10 protein-coding genes are annotated in these 18,190 nt (G+C 65.0%); 5 read left to right on the top strand and 5 right to left on the bottom strand.

What is annotated here, in order from left to right; translation table 11 throughout:
• Nucleotide 1: 1 nt before the first annotated feature.
• A complete protein-coding gene (gene tyrS / locus ACSF9G_RS10395) occupies nt 2-1,255 on the top strand; it encodes a tyrosine--tRNA ligase (protein ID WP_436641213.1) in 1,254 nt (417 codons plus the stop codon).
• 6 nt (nt 1,256-1,261) lie between these two features.
• Here the strand turns inward: tyrS and ACSF9G_RS10390 are convergent, their stop codons facing one another.
• A complete protein-coding gene (locus tag ACSF9G_RS10390; protein ID WP_436641211.1) occupies nt 1,262-4,765 on the bottom strand; it encodes a hypothetical protein in 3,504 nt (1,167 codons plus the stop codon).
• A 191-nt stretch (nt 4,766-4,956) separates the two neighbouring features.
• Here ACSF9G_RS10390 and ACSF9G_RS10385 point away from each other — a divergent pair, with 191 nt between their 5' ends.
• Both ACSF9G_RS10385 and ACSF9G_RS10380 read left to right on the top strand, forming a co-directional pair.
• Nucleotides 4,957-5,427 (top strand): peroxiredoxin, encoded by a 471-nt coding sequence (locus ACSF9G_RS10385; protein WP_436641209.1) that lies wholly within the window; start codon nt 4,957-4,959, stop codon nt 5,425-5,427.
• A gap of 235 nt (nt 5,428-5,662) precedes the next feature.
• Nucleotides 5,663-6,850, top strand: a complete 1,188-nt coding sequence (locus ACSF9G_RS10380) for a M23 family metallopeptidase (RefSeq protein ID WP_436641207.1) — start codon at nt 5,663-5,665, stop codon at nt 6,848-6,850.
• A gap of 9 nt (nt 6,851-6,859) precedes the next feature.
• On the opposite strand, the gene prfB is transcribed toward ACSF9G_RS10380, so the two are convergent.
• The 3 genes from prfB to ACSF9G_RS10365 all read right to left on the bottom strand — a co-directional run bounded on the left by prfB (nt 6,860) and on the right by ACSF9G_RS10365 (nt 11,866).
• A protein-coding gene (prfB, locus tag ACSF9G_RS10375; RefSeq protein WP_436641205.1) for a peptide chain release factor 2 occupies nt 6,860-7,991 on the bottom strand; the annotation gives its coding sequence in 2 pieces (ribosomal slippage) (nt 6,860-7,921 and nt 7,923-7,991; 1,131 coding nt in all).
• A 56-nt stretch (nt 7,992-8,047) separates the two neighbouring features.
• Entirely contained in the window at nt 8,048-10,495 is a 2,448-nt protein-coding gene (locus tag ACSF9G_RS10370; protein WP_436641203.1) for a penicillin-binding protein 1A, read from the bottom strand.
• A 225-nt stretch (nt 10,496-10,720) separates the two neighbouring features.
• Nucleotides 10,721-11,866: an N-acetylmuramoyl-L-alanine amidase gene (locus ACSF9G_RS10365; RefSeq protein WP_436641201.1), complete on the bottom strand. Its 1,146-nt coding sequence runs from the start codon at nt 11,864-11,866 to the stop codon at nt 10,721-10,723.
• A gap of 787 nt (nt 11,867-12,653) precedes the next feature.
• Between ACSF9G_RS10365 and ACSF9G_RS10360 the strand changes: the two genes are divergently transcribed.
• Nucleotides 12,654-15,329 (top strand): Rne/Rng family ribonuclease, encoded by a 2,676-nt coding sequence (locus ACSF9G_RS10360; RefSeq protein WP_436641199.1) that lies wholly within the window; start codon nt 12,654-12,656, stop codon nt 15,327-15,329.
• A gap of 31 nt (nt 15,330-15,360) precedes the next feature.
• Here the strand turns inward: ACSF9G_RS10360 and ACSF9G_RS10355 are convergent, their stop codons facing one another.
• Nucleotides 15,361-16,560 (bottom strand): pyridoxal phosphate-dependent aminotransferase, encoded by a 1,200-nt coding sequence (locus ACSF9G_RS10355; protein ID WP_436641197.1) that lies wholly within the window; start codon nt 16,558-16,560, stop codon nt 15,361-15,363.
• Nucleotides 16,561-16,761: 201 nt separating this feature from the next.
• On the opposite strand from ACSF9G_RS10355, the gene ACSF9G_RS10350 reads away from it, so the two are divergent.
• Nucleotides 16,762-18,186, top strand: a complete 1,425-nt coding sequence (locus tag ACSF9G_RS10350; RefSeq protein ID WP_436641195.1) for a M48 family metalloprotease — start codon at nt 16,762-16,764, stop codon at nt 18,184-18,186.
• The last annotated feature ends 4 nt before the right edge of the window (nt 18,187-18,190 follow it).

Below are 18,190 nucleotides of genomic sequence, written 5' to 3'. Positions count from 1 at the left end.
CATGAGTGCCTTCAAGTCCGATTTCCTGCGCGTGCTCGATGAACGCGGCTTCATCCATCAGTGCTCCGACCCGGAAGGGCTGGACCAGAAGACGCTTGAAGGGCCGATCACCACCTATATCGGCTACGACTGCACGGGCCCGTCGCTGCATGTCGGCCACCTCTTGTCGATCATGATGCTGCGCTGGCTGCAGAAGACCGGTCACAAGCCTATCACGCTGATGGGCGGCGGCACGACGCGGGTCGGCGATCCGTCCGGCAAGGACGAGAGCCGCAAGATGCTCACCTATGACCAGATCGAGGCCAACAAGCAGAGCCTAAGGAAGGTCTTCGCGCGTTTCCTGTCGTTCGGCGACAAGGGCACGGACGCGACCATGCTCGACAACGCGGAGTGGCTGGCGCCGCTCAACTACATCGATTTCCTTCGGGACGTCGGCCGGCATTTCTCGGTCAACCGGATGCTGAGCTTCGAATCCGTGAAGATGCGGCTCGAACGCGAGCACGAGCTGTCTTTCCTCGAATTCAACTACATGATCCTGCAGGCTTACGACTTCGTCGAGCTGAACCGGCGCTACGGCTGCACCCTGCAGATGGGTGGCTCCGATCAGTGGGGCAACATCATCAACGGCATCGATCTCGGCCGGCGCATGGGAACGCCGCAGCTCTATGCCCTGACCTGCCCGCTGATCACCACGTCCTCGGGCGCCAAGATGGGCAAGACCGCCGCCGGCGCGATCTGGCTCAAGAGCGAGATGCTGAGCCCCTGGGACTACTGGCAGTTCTGGCGCAACACCGAGGACGGCGACGTCGGCCGCTTCCTGAAGCTGTTCACCGACATGCCCCTCGACGAGATCGCCAGGCTGGAAGCGCTCGGCGGCGCGGAGATCAACGAAGCCAAGAAGATCCTGGCAACCGAAGCCACCGCGCTGCTGCATGGGCGCGAGGCGGCGGAGGCCGCCGCGGAGACGGCGCGCCGCACGTTCGAGGAAGGTGCGCTCGCAGAAAGCCTGCCGACGATCGAGGTCGCCGCGGCCGAGATCGAGGCCGGGCTCGGCGTGCTCTCGGCATTCGTCCAGGCTGGTCTCGCCCAGACCAACGGCGAGGCGCGCCGCGCGATCGCCAACAACGCGCTGAAGGTGAACGATCAGCCGGTGAACGATCCGGCGGCGACGCTGACCGGAGCGGATATCGGGCCGGAAGGCGTGATCAAGCTGTCCTTCGGCCGCAAGAAGCACGTGCTGCTGCGGCCGGCCTGAGCCGTATCAGCGGATGGTCCTGGCCGGCGGGGGATCTCCGTCGGGACGAGCCGGTGCCTGCGGATTGTCCATGCCAAGGATGTAGCGGAACACACCCGGCGCAACGACCGATATCGGATTGATGGTCAGCACGGGCTTCCTGGTCGAGCCGCTCAGTGAATAGGTGATGCCGAGCAGCCCCTCGTTCTTCTTGCCCCCCAGCAAGGGCCCGAGGAACAGCGGCAGCTGCCCGAACAGGTTGTTGAGGGCGTAGAGCGGCACATAGGTGCCGTGCAGGTTCATTCGTTCGTCGTCGAAATCAATGGTGCCCTCGAAGGTCGCGCCGACGGCGACGCCACGCAAAACGCCTTCCTGCACCTTCAGGTCGCCCTTGCCGCGCACGAACTTCGCCGAAAGGCGGTCGAAGCCCACGTCGGCGACGTTGACGCGCTGCGCGCCACCGCCGGCCGGTTGCGCCGGCGCGGAGGGCCGGTCCAGTGTTTCAGGCTGGTCTTCGCCGCCCTCGATCAGGCGGGCGAGCGAGGGATCGTTGGCGATGCGGAACCGATCGATGGCGATATCGCCCGACAGCGGCGCAGTCGCCCCGCGGCGGCCGGCAACAACCCGCAACTGACCGCCGCGCATATTCGGATAGTAGCCGACCCAGGCGAGCACCCTGCCCGCATCAGCACTGTCGACGGACAAGTCCGAGTTTGTTCCGTCATCGGAATAACGAATGCTGACCGGGACCGCGTTCGACGTCACCGCCGAGAGATCGAGCCGGTTGGTTCGGTTCCCGACACGCCTTACAGTGCCTTGCAGGTTGGACAATATCTCGCCGCCGACACCGATCGCGCGGCCGACGTCGATTTCGACGTTCATCACCTCGCTCCCGCTATCGCCGGAATTCTCGGCCGCCTCGCCGAGGTTCGCGAGCAGCGCCCGCATGTCGAGAGCCTTGCCCTTCAGCTTAAACGAACGGGCGCCGGATTGGCTCGTACCGCTGACGGCAAGGTCGGTGCCGCGCGGCGTCCTGAGTACGGGCATATTGAGGCTGACGAGCCCGCCCGCCTTGGAGAATTCGGCGCTGCCCTCCACACGCAACGATTCCGACTGGACGCGCAGATCGGTCAACTTCACGGTCTGCCCGGACTGGGTGAGCTTGAAGTTCGCAGTCGCCGGCTGGCCGGCTGGCTTTTCCAGACCGAGCGCAGGGAACGACACACTGGCCTGGGTAAGGTCCGCCTCGATCTGCTGGACATTGCCCGACTCCGTCGCCTTGACGTCGGATACGGTCGTGACGATCGGGCCGGTCAAGATCGCGTCGAGCGGCATGCCGAGCCGCGCGCGCGCCGCCTCGTCCAGGGTCATGGTGACGGAGCGCGCGCCGGGGGCACCGGAGGGGTCGAGGGAATCGTCGAGCGCCAGATCGGCGCGGACATTGTCGACCAGCGCGTCCCCCTCGATCAGAACCCGACCGTCGGCGACGCGCACATCGATACTGCCGTCGCCGATGCTCTTTGCCCCGGCGAAATTCTCCGCACTGAAGCCTGCGATGGAGCCGTCGGCCGCCAAATCGAAATCGGAGAAGCGCAAGCCGTCGATAAGCGGCATCCTGAGGGTGAACTCGAACGCGCCCTCGCCGCCGAAACTGTCGATGTCGAAATTGCGTCGCTTGGCCAGTTCGATCGGCGGATAGTCGAGCAGCCGCATGATGTTCCCGATCGAGCCGTCGAGTTCGAAGGTGAGTTCTCCGCTGGACGGCTTGGCCGGGATGTCGGGGACGAAGAAGCGGCCCGACGGCACGGAGACGGATCCGCCGTCGGGCAGATCGACGCGGCCCACGGTTGTGGTCAGTGCGGTGAACTCCTGGGCATCAACCCTGCCGTCGGCGTTTACAGCGAGGAGTGGCGGCATCTCCTTGAGAAACAGCAGCGATCCGTCCTTGAGCGAAAACCCCAGATCGAAGGCCTCGCGGTGAAACGGAACACCCCTGAGAACGCGGGCGATCTCGCCGGGGCGGATATCGACATCCACCCGACCGCCGATGATCTGCCCGGACAGAACGTGGTTGACGAACCAGCGCCGCGCCTTGTCGGCGATGAACGGCGGCCAGACGGACTTGAAGGTCTCGACCGAGGTCGGAGTCATGGAGCCGGCAAGCCGGATGCCCGGCGACTCGCCGCCGCCGCCGATGAAGCCAACGAACGACCCCGCGGTTCCGGCTCCGGCGACGTCCATCCGGCTGATATGCAGCACCCGTTGCGCGCTCACGAAGAAGGCTTCGAGGGCAATCGAATCGTAGATCGCGGGGACGCCGGTATCGGGATCGTCCAGAACGATATCGGTGAAATCGAGCCGCACCGGCACGGTGCCGTAGCTGAAGTCGCCGCGGCTCGGCACGGCGATCTGGCCCGAAACCGTCCCGCGGCTGTTGCCGATCAGGACATGCGAAGGCCCTATATTGATCGCGCCTGTGGCGTACCGCCAGTCGAAGGAGAGGTCGGCTTCGTCGACAAGAATCCGTTTGTCGCCTTTGCCGACATGCCCCGCGCCCAGCGTCAGATTGACCGACAGGTTGTCGAAGCCGCCCGAGGCATCGATGAAGGCATCGAGCCGACCGGAAATCGGCCCGGTCATGTCAAACGGCAAGCCGCCGGGAACGAGCGGCGCGATATCGCTCAGGGCGACGTTTTCGATATTCCCCCCGATGGCGAAGGACCCGTCGTCCCGCCGTCGCAGCGACGCGGTCAATAGCGGCGCCCCGGTCTTGCGGCCCAGGCCAACGCTTACCGTAACCGCACCCGGCTCGTCGCCGCGCTCGGCGGAGACGTCGATCTGCTGCAGCGTGCCCGTCGTGCCATCCGATCGGGCGACACTGAGGCTTGCTCCGCGTGCGCCGATCGACGTCAGGGCCGGCGCACCGTTCTGCCCGTTCTGTCCCAGCACCGCGAACAGCACGGCGAACGCCTCGACCGGATTGACCATTTTTGCCGGAGGCTCGGGCTCGCCGGCGGCCGGATCGGCGCCGGCTTTCATGCGCAGTCGCCCGTTTTCCTCGATGACGGTCAAGGCAGGACGAATCAGGAAGACACTGCGCGGCGTCACGTTGCCGACAAGCAGCCCCCCCCCTGACAGACCGATCGCGGCGCGCGGGGCGGCGAAGACCGGGACGCCGTCGGGTCCGAGTACGGACACGTCGCGCAGTCTCAGCAGCACCTCGCCCGAACTGCCGTCGCGTTCGATTACGGTATCGGCGACACGCGCGGTGAACTCCGGCGGCAATTGCTTCTGCATCGCATCTACGATGCGCGGCGTCAGAAAACCGACGGAAACGGGTCCCTGCGACAACCGGAAGACCGCGCCACCAAGCAGTCCGCCGACAACGACGGCAACAACCGCAAGCACCTGAGCGACGCGCAGCCACATCCTGCGGCGCGCGCGAAGGCTGCGCAGCCGATTCAGGCTGGAGGCCGCCGCGCGCCGCATCGTCCGCCCGCGGTTCGGCCCAGGATTGGCTTCAGAAGTCATCGGCGGCGCATCACCTTAATCGGCGGCTGACAGTGCCGCTGCCGGCCGGTTACATAACCGTGACGATACACGTGCAAAGAGATATCCATCCAGCAACGTGCCGATCGCGTACACTATCGCGCGGCGCCGGTGCCGTTTCCAGTATGCGCGCCGTTTTTGCTACTGAAAACAAGACAAAAGGAAGGCAAGCTATGAGCGCGGACGCTGTTGAAGGCTCGCAAGCACCGGATTTCCTCCTGCCGGCGGATGGCGGCGGGCAGATTCGGCTATCCGGCCTGCGCGGCAAAGCCGTCGTCCTGTACTTCTATCCCAAGGACGACACGAGCGGCTGCACCCGAGAGGCCATCGACTTTTCCGGCCTCGTCGCGGCCTTCGAGGCATCCGGCGCCGTCGTCATCGGCATGTCCCCGGACCCCGCGTCGAAACACGACAAATTCAAGGCCAAGCACGATCTGGCGATCGATCTGGTCTCGGACGAATCGAAAACCACGCTCGAAGCCTACGGAGTCTGGAAGGAGAAGAGCATGTACGGACGCAAGTTCATGGGCGTCGAGCGCTCCACCTTCCTGATCGACAAGACCGGTGTCATTCGCAAGGTGTGGCGTAAGGTCAAGGTGGCCGGCCACGCCGAGGAAGTGCTGGAGGCGGTCCGGGCGCTCTAGGTCCGTGCGATCGGAGCCGAACACCCGTTTTCGCGGCATGATCCGACACACGCTTTCGGGGCTTCTCGCCGCCAATTTCGGACTTTTTTAACCTTAATGGATCGATAATTCCGGCTCTAGGTACAAACAGAGTCGCGTTGTCGAATTCATGCCTATTCCTCATCGGATTTTCGGGCGTCGGCCACAACCGCATCACTTCATCGTCGCACGCGGGGACAAGGTCCGATCACTCACATTGCCGGGTTGGGCCGTTTGGCTGAGTGGTGCAACCGCTGCCGCCGCCATCACCTGGCTGATCGGATCGACCGCCTACATCGCGTTTCAGGACGACATCTACGCCGCGGCGAAAGTGCATCGCATTTCGGTCGAGCGCGCCTACGAGGATCGCATCGCGTCGCTTCGTCGCAAGATCGACGAGATCAATACCCGCCAGTTCCTGGACCAGCAGGCGTTCGAGGGGCGCCTCGAGACGCTCCTGCGCAAGCAGGCCGCCCTGGAAGAACGCCAGCACGACATTGCCGGACTGATCGAGGCGGCCAAGGCGCGCAAGGTGACGCTCAATTTCCAGCCGGATACAGGGCAGCAGGTCGCCGAGAATCGCGGCCGTGGCTACGGCCTTTTGACCAGCCCGGCGAAAGCTGCGGCTTTCGATCCTTCGCGCCCTGCGCCGCTGGACAAGGCCAAGGAGCTTCCGTCGCGGACGCCGGAGCTGGATGGCGGCCTGCCACCGATCGATCGTGTTCAGGCATCGCTCACGCGCGTCGAAACCATGCAGGCGTCGGTGCTTGATACCCTGGAGTCCACGGTCGGAGGGCTTTCGGAGCGGCTCATCGAAGTCAGCGGCGCGGTCGGTGCGGATCTGCCGGACGAAGTCACCGAAGGCGGCATGGGTGGACCATTGATCGAATTGCGCCGCATGAGCACCCCTTCGATCCCCGATCGTCAGATCGACCGGATCAGCGGCAAGCTCGAGCGGCTTGATGCGCTGCGCGCACACGTCGGTCGTCTGCCGGTGCGCCCGCCGCTAACGGGCGCGATCGAATACACCAGCAGTTTCGGAACCCGGCTCGATCCCTTCCTGAAACGTCCGGCCCTGCATACCGGTCTCGATTTCCGGGCTTCGACCGGAACGCCGGTGCTTGCGACGGCCGGCGGCCGAGTAACCGTTGCTGGCTACTCGGGCGGGTACGGACGGATGGTCGAAATCGATCACGGAGACGGCTATACGACGCGATATGCTCACATGAGCCGCGTCAAGGTCGAGGTGGGCGATGTCATTCCGTCGGGCACGGTCGTCGGCCTTGCCGGCAGCAGCGGACGCAGCACGGGACCGCATCTGCACTACGAGACCCGGGTTTACGGCCAGGCCAAGAACCCGATGCCGTTTATCCGGGCGGCCGAATTGCTCCCGGAAGGGTATTAGACCGGAACGTCAGGCGGTTTCGGCCGCTTTCTTCTCGGCCTCCGCGTTGACGCGGTGAGCGAGTGACGCTTCCATGAACGTGTCCAGATCACCGTCCAGCACGGCCTGCGGGTTCGTGCTTTCGACTCCCGTCCGCAAGTCCTTGACCAGCTGATAGGGCTGCAGGACGTAGGAGCGGATCTGGTGTCCCCAGCCGATCTCGGTCTTGGAGGCGGCCTCCGCCATCGCCTTCTCCTCGCGCTTCTGCAGCTCGGACTCGTAGAGGCGCGAGCGCAGCATCGCCCAGGCGGTCGCGCGGTTCTTGTGCTGCGAGCGCTCGTTCTGGCAGGCCACGACGATTCCGGTGGGAACGTGGGTCAGACGGACGGCCGAATCCGTGGTGTTGACGTGCTGGCCGCCGGCCCCGCTCGAGCGGTAGGTATCGACCCGCACATCGGACTCGTTGATATCGATCTGGATTGAATCGTCGACGACGGGAAAGACCCAGACGGACGCAAAGCTCGTGTGGCGCCTCGCACTCGAATCGTAGGGTGAGATGCGCACCAGCCGATGGACACCGGACTCGGTCTTGAGCCAGCCGTAAGCGTTCGGTCCCTTGATCTGCAGCGTAGCGTTGCGGATGCCCGCCTCGTCGCCTGCGTTATAGCCGATCTCCTCGACCTTATAGCCATGCGCGTTCGCCCAGCGCGAGTACATGCGCAGGAGCATTTCGGCCCAGTCCTGGCTTTCTGTGCCGCCGGCGCCGGCGTGGATTTCGACATAGGTGTCGTTCGTGTCCGCTTCGCCCGACAGGAGCGTGCCGACCTGACGTTTCATCGCGTCCGCGTGGAGATCGCGCAGCGTCTCCTCCGCGTCGGCGAGGACACCGGCATCGTCCTCCTCCTCGGCCAGCTCGATCAGCTCGATCGTATCCGAAAGCCCCGTCTCCAGGCGCCTTACGGCCTCGACCGAGTCCTCGAGCTGCTGGCGCTCACGCATCTGCGTTTGCGCCTTCTCGGCGTCGTTCCAGAAATCCGGATCTTCGGCGTAGTGATTCAGGTCATCCAGACGGGCAAGCGCGTTGTCCCAGTCAAAGATGCCTCCTCAGCAGGGAGATCGACTGACGAATCTCGTCGACCATCTGCAAGTGTTCGGCGCGCATGGCGGTCTCGTTGCTGTCTTGGTGTTGGTAGGAAGGGGTCTCGAAACGCTATCTGGTCAATACAGGCCGCCGGTTCCAGACCTGACGGCCCTGTCGGCCTCCGGACTGACCGTCAGCGGCTTGCCGAACTGGTCCTGATAGCCGATCACCGAGTAGCTCTCCGGCGGGGCCTGGCCCGGCTTGAAGGCCTCCAGGATGACGTTCTGCTCGCTGTTGGGGCCCGCCCGCAGGCCCGTCGTCGCGTTGATCCGTACGAGCTGGATCCCCGGCGGCACCCGGAACGGAATGGCCGGCTTGTCCTTCAGCGCACCGACGAAGAAGTCCCGAACCACCGGCGCGGCAAGACGGCCGCCGGTCATTCCCCGGCCGAGCGGCTTGGGCTGGTCGTAGCCGATGTAGACGCCCACGGTGAGGTCCGGCGAAAAGCCCATGAACCAGGCGTCCTTCTCGTCGTTCGTCGTGCCCGTCTTGCCGGCGATCGGCTTCTCGACGGTCTTCAGGATCGTGGCCGTGCCCCGCTGCACCACGCCTTCCAGCATCGAGATGATCTGGTAGTCGGTGTAGGGATCGAGAACCTGCTCGCGATTGTCGATCAGTTCGGGTTCGTCCTGTCCCTGCCACTGCGGAGCGTTGCAGGTCTCGCAGACGCGCTCGTCGTGCTTGTAGATGGTGCGGCCGTAGCGATCCTGGACGCGGTCGATGAGGGTCGGCGTGATCTTGCGCCCGCCGTTGGCAAGCGTCGAATAGGCGCCGGCCATGCGCAGCACCGTCGTCTCGCCGGCGCCCAGCGCCATCGGCAGGTACGGCGCCAGATCGTCGTAGATGCCGAACCGCTTGGAGTATTCGCGGATGATCGGCATGCCCATGTCCTGGGCAAGGCGGACGGTCATCACGTTACGCGACTTCTCGATACCGCGGCGCAGCGTCGAGGGGCCGGCAAACTTGCCGCCATAGTTCTGCGGGCGCCAGATCTTGCCGCCCGAGACGATCTCGATGGGCGCGTCGATGACGACGCTCGAGGGCGTGTAGCCATTGTCCAGCGCGGCCGCGTAGACGAAGGGCTTGAACGACGAACCGGGCTGACGCATGGCCTGGGTCGCGCGGTTGAACTCGCTTTCGGCGTAGCTGAAGCCGCCGACCAGCGAGAGCACGCGGCCGGTATGCGGGTCCATCGCCACCAGCGCGCCGGACACCTTCGGCACCTGCTGCAGCTCGAAGACGCCCTCATCCTCGGCGCCGGTCTCCTCGTCGACCACGGGAGAGACATAGAAGACGTCGCCCGGCTTCAGGATATCGGCGGCCTTCTTGCCGGCCCACTTCATCTGCGCAAACGGAATGCGGCCGACATCGCGGCGTTCGCTGAACTGGCCGGAGGGCAGCTTGTCGGGACGCAGGCCGATCACGGCGCCCTCGTCGTCGACCTTCAGCGCAACCGCGAGGTGCCAGGGCTCGACGTCACTCAGTTCGTCGACCTTTCCGACCGCCGGGCCCCAGTCGCCGGCGATATCGACGTTGGCGACCGGACCGCGCCAGCCCCTGGTGCGGTCGTAGCCGATAAGTCCCTTGACCAGCACGCTGCGGGCGAGGACCTGCAGTTTCGGATCGAGCGTCGAGCGCACCGACAGGCCACCCTTGTAGAGGCCGTCCTCGCCGTAGAGCTCGTAGAGCTTGCGGCGGACCTCCTCGGCGAAATAGTCGGCGGCCTGCAGACGCGCGCCGGTCGGGCGCAGCTTCACTTCCAGCGGGCTGTTGCGGGCCGCATCGGCCTCGTCCGGCGTGATGAAGCCGTTCTCCTCCATCCGGTCGATAACCCAGTTGCGGCGCTCGATCGCGCGCTCGGGCTGGCGGAACGGGTGGTAGTTGTTCGGCGCCTTCGGCAAGGCGGCAAGATAGGCCGCCTCGGCGATGGTCAGCGAATCGACCGACTTGTCGAAATAGATGAGCGCCGCGGCGGCGATGCCGTAGGCGCCGAGGCCGAGATAAATCTCGTTCAGATAGAGCTCGAGAATCTGGTCCTTGGTGAACGCGTTCTCGATCCTAAGGGCCAGCAGCGCCTCCTTGATCTTGCGCTCGTAGGACTTCTCGCTGGAGAGCAGGAAGTTCTTGGCAACCTGCTGCGTGATCGAGGAGCCACCGACGAGGCTCCGGCCACCGCCCCGCATCAAGTTCTGCGCGTTCTCGACCGCGGCGCGGAAGATGCCGACCGGGTCGATGCCGAAATGCGAATAGAAGTTCTTGTCCTCGGCCGACAGGAACGCCTCGATCACCTGACGCGGCACGCCCTGAATCGGCATGAACAGCCGGCGCTCGACCGCATACTCGGCGACAAGCTCGCCGTCGGCGGCATGAACACGGGTCATTACCGGGGGTTCGTATTCGCGCAGGCTCGCATAATCCGGAAGGTCACCGGAGACCTTCCAGAGCAGATACGCTGCGCCCGCCGCGCCGACCACAAACAGGATCACGCCCGCGGTGAACAGAAAACCGATGAATCTCCAAAGCATCCAGGCTACCGCCGAGTATCGCTTGCGTCCGGACGGCTCCCGCGCCACGGGCCGTCAGCCGGGGGTCTCCCAGCCAGGGTTCTCCGCGTCGCCCCCGCATGCGCGGCAATCCTCGCCATGCTCATACCCCGAACCGTTCGATCGATCAAATCGCCATTTGACCGTTGAACGGGACGGAAATGACGAAATTGTGATCCGACGGCGCGCCAATCGTCAGAACGGGCGTCAGAACGGGGCGCGCGCGTGTCGTTCACCAAAATATTCCGAAACCGCATCGGAAACTGTATCGGCGATCGTTTCCTGCCATTCCGCGTCGACCAGATGCTTCTCGTCGTTCGGATTGGTCAAATACCCGAGTTCCAGGAGAACCGAAGGCACATCATGCGCCTTTAGCACCCGGAAGCCCGCGGACCGGTGCGGATTCTTCACCACGCCTGTGCTGCGTTTCAGTTCACCGACCAGCGTGCGGGCGAAGAAAACCGCGTAGTTCTTGGTCTCGCGCTGCACGAGATCAATCAGGATGTCGGCGACGGCATCGGATTCGCCCGTCAGATCCACGCCAGCAATGACGTCGGAACGGTTTTCCTGCTCGGCGAGCGCCGCGGCGACGCTGTCGGACGCACGTTCGGAGAGGGTGTAGACCGTCGCACCGCTGACATTGCCGACGCGCACGGAATCGGCGTGAACCGAGATCAGCAGCGATGCCTTGGCTTCGCGGGCGAAATTGACCCGTTTCCCAAGCGGAATGAACACGTCGTCATCGCGGGTGAGCTTGACGGTGAAACGACCGGATTTCTCCAACGCAGCCCGAAGGCGCCTGGAGAATTCGAGGACCACGTCCTTTTCCAGCGTCCCCTTGCGACTCTTGGCGCCCGGGTCGATGCCGCCGTGCCCCGGATCGATGACGACAACGATATCGCGCCCCTCATGCCCGCCGCCCGGCCGGACCGCCTCGTGCCCCGGCATGGACCGGGTTTTGAGGGTTGCCGCGGTCCTGGGCTTCTGAAGCGCCAGCGCGGCCATGAAATCCTCGCGCGACGTCGACAACAGGTCGACGACGACGCGAACCGGCTGGTCGTCGACCCCGTCGACGACGAAGGCCTTGTCGACCTTCACCGGCCCGCTGGCGTCGAGCACGATTCGCGACTTGCCCGGGCCGATCAGTCCATAGCGGTAGGCGCTGACAAGGCCTCGGCCCTTCGCGCCTTCTCCCCTCTCGAACTGGAACGCCGTCTCCGGCAGATCGATGACAATCCGATAGGGATCGGCCAACGCGAACACACCAAAATCGACGTTGCGATCGACATCGACGACGAAACGCGTGCGCTTCTCGTCGCCGGCCAGCCGCGAGCCCAAAGCGACGACGGGCAATCCGACCTCGGACTCCCGGCTATCCGCGGCGCCTAAGCCGCCGGCGGCCTCTTCCGCTACGGCAACGCATGCCGCAGTGACCCCGATCGAGAGAACGAAGGAAAGGAAAAACCCTTTGATTGCAACGGTTTTGAACACCTGCCAGCGACCCCAGCACCTGCCCAACGGTGGTGTCACCATCGATGACTCGTTTTCAGGATTATAGGCGCAGGGTTAATCGGATATTGACAGGTGGAATCGAATAATCAGCCGTTGTGGCCTCCACAACACAACTCTTGCAAAGATGGACGCCGACGCATTAATAACGGGCAGGTTTCGAATTCGCGTCTCTGGCCTTGAGCGCAAGGCGGCCCCCTGAGACAGGCCGCAGAGGACCGAAGGTTCCGCCGGACAACCTGGGCATTTTCGCCGAATCAGGGACGTCCCGTTGAAACCGCGCTCCTTCACAAGCCAGAGGTCGAATCAACCGCCGCGCACCCAGTTCGCGGCAGCACAGGGCGGGATCGAACAGTTCGTTTCGCCCGATTTCTGACCCTCCGCCGGCCCCGCCGGCAGGAAAGTGAGCGTTACGGATGTATGGTTTTGGAGAGCCGCCGGCCAGCAATGCGTCTCAGGGCGCACTGCGTTTTGAGCCGGTCGGAAAGGCCCGAAGCCGCATCATCCGCTTCCCCGATTCCCTACAGGCCCCTGGGCCGGGAACACACCCAGCAGATCCGGCGCGCCCGCCTGCCCCGTCAAGGATGGCGGCGATGGCGCGCGTGGATTCTTGCGATTCAGAGTTGAGAACATGCCAACCAAGATGCTTATCGATGCGGCGCATCCGGAGGAAACCCGGGTCGTCGTTCTGCACGAAGGAAAGGTCGAGGAATTCGACTTCGAGGCCGCTGCGCGGCGCCAGCTTCGCGGCAACATCTACCTTGCAAAAGTCACCCGCGTAGAGCCTTCGCTCCAGGCCGCCTTTATCGATTACGGCGGCAACCGGCACGGCTTCCTCGCCTTCAGCGAAATCCATCCGGACTACTACCAGATCCCCTTTGCCGACCGGCAGGCGCTGCTCGCCGCGGAGGAAGAAGACGAGAAGACACTCGGCGAGTCGGAGGACGATGCGGACGAACAGACGTCCGGCGAGTCGGCCTCCGCTGCGGAAGCAGAGACCAACGACGATGCGGAGTCGAGCGAAGACAGGCCCGGCGACACTGTCGAGGAAGTCGCCGGTTCGGGAGACGACTCCGTCGAATCCGTCGGCGGTGACGACGCCCTCGAGGAAGTGCCTGCGCGAAAGTCCAGGCCTCGGCGCTCCTATAAAATCCAGGAAGTCATCAAGAAGCGGCAGATTCTGCTCGTTCAGGTCGTCAAGGAAGAGCGCGGCAACAAGGGCGCCGCGCTGACCACGTATCTGTCGCTCGCCGGCCGATATTCGGTGCTGATGCCGAACACGGCGCGCGGCGGCGGCATTTCCCGCAAGATCGTCAACGCCTCCGACCGCAAGCGGCTCAAGAGCATCGTCGGCGAACTGGACGTACCGGAGGGGATGGGCGTCATCCTGCGCACCGCGGGCGCCTCGCGCACCAAGGCGGAGATCAAGCGCGACTTCGAGTACCTGCTCAGGCTCTGGGAGAACGTGCGCGAGCTCACGCTGAAATCCGTCGCGCCGACCCTCGTCTACGAGGAAGGCAGCCTGGTGAAGCGGGCGATCCGCGATCTCTACACCAAGGACATAGACCAGGTTCTCGTGGCGGGCGACGAAGCCTACCGGGAGGCCAAGGATTTCATGCGCATGCTCATGCCGAGCCATGCCAAGAACATCCAGCCCTATCGCGATCACGAGCCGATCTTCGCCAAGAACAGGATCGAAGCGCAGCTCGATGCGATGATCAGCCCGCGCGTGACGCTCAAGTCCGGCGGCTACATCATCCTCAACCAGACAGAGGCACTGGTCTCCATCGATGTGAACTCGGGGCGGTCGACCCGCGAGCACAATATCGAGGACACCGCGCTGAAGACGAACCTGGAAGCCGCCGACGAGGTGGCGCGCCAGTTGCGGCTGCGCGATCTCGCCGGCCTCATCGTCATCGACTTCATCGACATGGAGGAGAAGCGCAACAACCGGTCCGTGGAGCGGCGTCTCAAGGACGCGCTGCGCCATGACCGCGCCCGCATCCAGGTCGGTCGGATCAGCCATTTCGGCCTCCTGGAAATGTCGCGGCAGCGCATTCGCGCCGGTGTGCTCGAGTCCACCATGCAGCACTGCCCGCACTGCGAGGGCACGGGCTATATCCGCTCGGTGGAATCGGTGGCCCTGAACCTGCTCCGCGGGATCGAAACGGAACTGCTCAAGGGCAAGCCCACCGACCTCACGCTGCGCACCCGGTCGGAAGTCGCCCTCTACGTGCTTAACAACAAGCGCGCTCACCTGGGCGAACTGGAGGAGCGCTTCGGCGTCATCATCACGATCGGGGCCGACGAGACCGTCGGCGCCTCGTCCTTCGAGCTGGAGAAGGGCGAGCCGGCACGTCCCACCGAACGGGAAGCGGTCGTCAGGCCGGTCTCGGTGGAGCCCGAGGAAGAGGAAAGCGCCGCGGAGACGGACACCGAGGAATCCCGTGAGGCTGGTGAGGCGCGCGACGAGGACGGTGGTCGGCGCAGGCGCAGACGCCGCCGGCGGCGCGGCGGTGGCGACGCGGCGGCGGAGACCGACGCCGGTCCCGGCGAGGCGTCCGAGGAGACGGAAGTGGTTCCCGGCACTGGCGAACAGCCGGATGTCGTGGTGGCGGATGGCGAAGGCACGTCGTCCGGCGGACGGCGGCGGCGGCGCGGCCGTCGCGGCGGCAGGCGACATCGCGGCGAGGCCGTTGAGGCCACGTCCGAAGGCGAAGCCACCGAGACAACGGAAAACGGCGAGGGAACTGTAGATAACGGGGTGATCGCTGCCAGCGAGTCACCGCAGATTGAAGCCCCCGCACCGGAATCCGAGCCGCAGGAAACCGCGGCTCAGGAAGACGTCGCTGCGCCGGAAGACGTGATGGCTCAGGAAGCCGGCGACGGCGGGGCTGCTGAAGCGGCACCGGTATCGACCGAAGAACCCGCCGCCGAAGAAAAGCCCAAGAAGCCGCGCCGCTCCCGCCGAAAGGCAGCCGCGCCGGTGGAACCTGAAGTGGTTGCGGAACCTGAAGTGGTTGCGGAACCTGAAGTGGTTGCGGAACCTGAAGTAGCCGGTGAACCTGAAGTGGCCGCAGAGGCGGAAGCCGCCGCGGAAAGTGCCGTGGCGACTGAACAGCCCGTAGAAGACGTCCCCCCGACGCAGCCGGAAGAGCCGGTAGTCGAAGAAGCGGCGCCGGAGCCCGAGCCGGCGGCTGAGCCGGCGCAAGTGCCCGAGCCGCCCAAGGAACCGGTGTCGGAAGGCGCCGTACCGAGCGAGCCGCGCAAGGGCTGGTGGCAGCGCCGCAGCCTGTTCGGCGACTGATCGATAGGAGCGGCTGAAGCGCGGGCTGCCGCTAGCGCTTCAGCCACCTCTCGAGACTGCCGACTGCCTCCTCTATCTCCGCAGTGGGGCCGGCAAAGGAAATTCGCAGAAATCGATTGCCGCGCACTGGGTCGAAGTCGAGCCCGGGGGTCGTGGCGACACCGGCTTCGCGCAGCATCCGGTCGGCGAATTCGCCCGAATCGTTGGTGAACCGCCCGACGTCGACATAGGCGTAGAAAGCGCCGTCCATCGGCAACACCTTGTCGAATCCAAGCGCCGGCAGGGCTCCCATCAGGATTTCGCGGTTCTTCGCGTAGACCGCCTTGTTGCGCTCCAGTTCCTCGGTGCAGTCGAACGCGGCGAGCGCGGCGACCTGGGACAGCGCGGGTGGCGAGATGTAGATATTCTGGGCGAGCCTTTCGATCGGCCGCACCAGCGCCTCCGGCACCACCATCCAGCCGATCCGCCAGCCGGTCATGCAGTAGTATTTCGAGAAACTGTTGATCACGATGGCGTTTTCATCGTGCTGGAGCGCGGTGTCGCACGGCGCGCCGTAGGTCAGGCCGTGATAGATCTCGTCGGAGACGAACCACATGCCGAGCTCGCGGGCCCGCGTCATCAGCGCTTCCATCTGGTCGGGCGCGACGACCGTACCGCTCGGATTCGCCGGACTTGCGACCAGGATGCCGTCCAGCCTCCCGCTCGCCGCGGCTTCGTCCAGCATGTCCGCCGTCGGCGCCCAACGCGACCTCTCGTTCGTCTCGAGCCAGACGGTCTCCAGCCCCATGGCGGAAATGATGTTGCGATAGGCGGGATAGCCGGGGGCGGGAAGCGCGATCCGGCCACCGACATCGAAGGCGGCGAGGAACGACAGCACGAACGCGGCCGACGAACCGGTCGTCACGACGATGCGCGACGGCGACACGTCGACGCCATAGGCGTCGCGGTAGTGCCTGGCTATACGTTCGCGCAACGGAGTCGTGCCCAACGCCTCGGTATAGCCGATGCGTCCCTCGGAAAGCGCGGCATCGACCGCGACCCGCACCCCTTCCGGGGTCGGCGCCCCGGGTTGGCCGACTTCCAGATGCAGAATCCGCCGTCCGTCCGTTTCCAAAGCCTTCGCGTCCCGCAGAACGTCCATGGCGATGAAGGGAGCGACCTCGGATCGCCGGGACGATGCCGGCCAGCGGCGCGCGGACCCAGGTCGCTCGTTATCGGTATTCTCGCTCATCGTCTCCATCTCTCCGCGTTGGGCCCGGCCGGGGCGAATGTGTCTCCGCCACCCTGTCGCCGCATTTGCCGCGCTTTTCGTAACGGAGAGACGTCGGTGGGTCTATATTCGCGGCAGATCGACCACGGGCCGGACGCCCGGGGTTTGACCGTGGCCGACGACCGCCCTACCCTCGCCGCTTTCATGGAGTTTCGTTCAACCATGGCTGAAAAGACGGCGAAACCCGCGGCACCCGCACGGCGCGACGGCTGGGGTGCGGGGAGACGGTACGCCAACGCGGTGGTCGCGCTGGCGACTGCCGTATCGGTCGCTTCGATGTCGGTTACCCCCGCCTCCGCGCAATCGATCGGGTTCATTCGCGACGCGGAAATAGAAAACCTGCTGCGCGATTACACCACACCGATCCTGAAGGCGGCGGGGGTTGGCGCGTCCGCGGTGCACATCTACCTGGTCGGCTCGACGTCCTTCAACGCGTTCGTCGCCGACGGACGGCGGATCTTCGTCAATTCGGGTGTGTTGATGCAGGCCAAGACGCCGAACGAGGTTATCGGCGTGCTCGCGCACGAGACCGGCCATATCGCCGGCGGCCACCTGGCCCGCATGCGCCAGCAGCTGCAAAACGCGCAGGCGATTTCGATCCTGACCACGCTGCTCGGTGCCGCGGCGATGGGCGCGGGCGCCGCGTCCGGGAACTTCGGTTCGGGGGCGCAGGCGGGCAACGCCCTGATGCTCGGCGGTGCCCATGTCGCGCAGCGCTCCCTGCTCGCCTACCAGCGGACCGAGGAAGCGGCCGCCGACCGCTCCGCGATCAACTATCTGAACGCGACCGGCCAATCGGCGAAAGGCATGCTGACGACCTTTGCGAGCCTCGCCGACCAGTCGATGCTATCGGCGAAGTACGCCGATCCGTACGCCGTCAGCCATCCGATGCCACGAGACCGCGTCTCGTCCCTTGAGCGGGTGGCACGCGAAAGCCCCTACTTCGACCGCGCGGATCCCCCGGAACTGCAAATGCGCCACGACCTCGTGCGCGCGAAGCTGTCGGGCTACCTCGAACATCCCGGCACGGTCTCGCGACGCTACCCGAAGTCGGACAAGAGCCTGGCGGCCAATTACGCCCGCACCGTCTCGCTGATGCGGACCGGAGACTACCGCTCCGCCATCGCAAACGCGGACGGGCTGATCAAGGCAATGCCGAACAACCCGTATTTCTGGGAGCTCAAGGGCGATCTCCTGGTCAAGTCGGGCAAGCCGCGCGACGCGATCTCGCCCTACCAGAAGGCCGTGGCACTGGCCCCCAATCCCGGTCTGATCAAGGTCTCGCTGGGCGGCGCACAGGTCGCCGCGAACGATCCGGGCCTGCTGAACGAGGGAATCAACAACCTGACCAGCGGTCTGCGGGACGAACCGGACTTCGTTACGGGCTACCGCCATCTCGCCATCGCCTATGGCCGCGCCGGGCGGGTGCCCGAGGCGGAGCTCGCCACGGCACAGGAACATTTCAAGCGTGGCGACTTCGAGATGGCACAGCGGTTCGCGCAGCGCGCGAAACAGGGGCTGAAGACCGGATCGCCGGCCTGGCTGCGCGCTGACGATATTTTGACATACAAGCCGCCGAAGTCGTGATAAG

Origin of the sequence: Microbaculum mangrovi, assembly GCF_051390635.1 — a bacterium.
Taxonomy (GTDB): domain Bacteria; phylum Pseudomonadota; class Alphaproteobacteria; order Rhizobiales; family Tepidamorphaceae; genus Microbaculum.
This window is presented reverse-complemented; position numbering and strand designations above follow the sequence as displayed.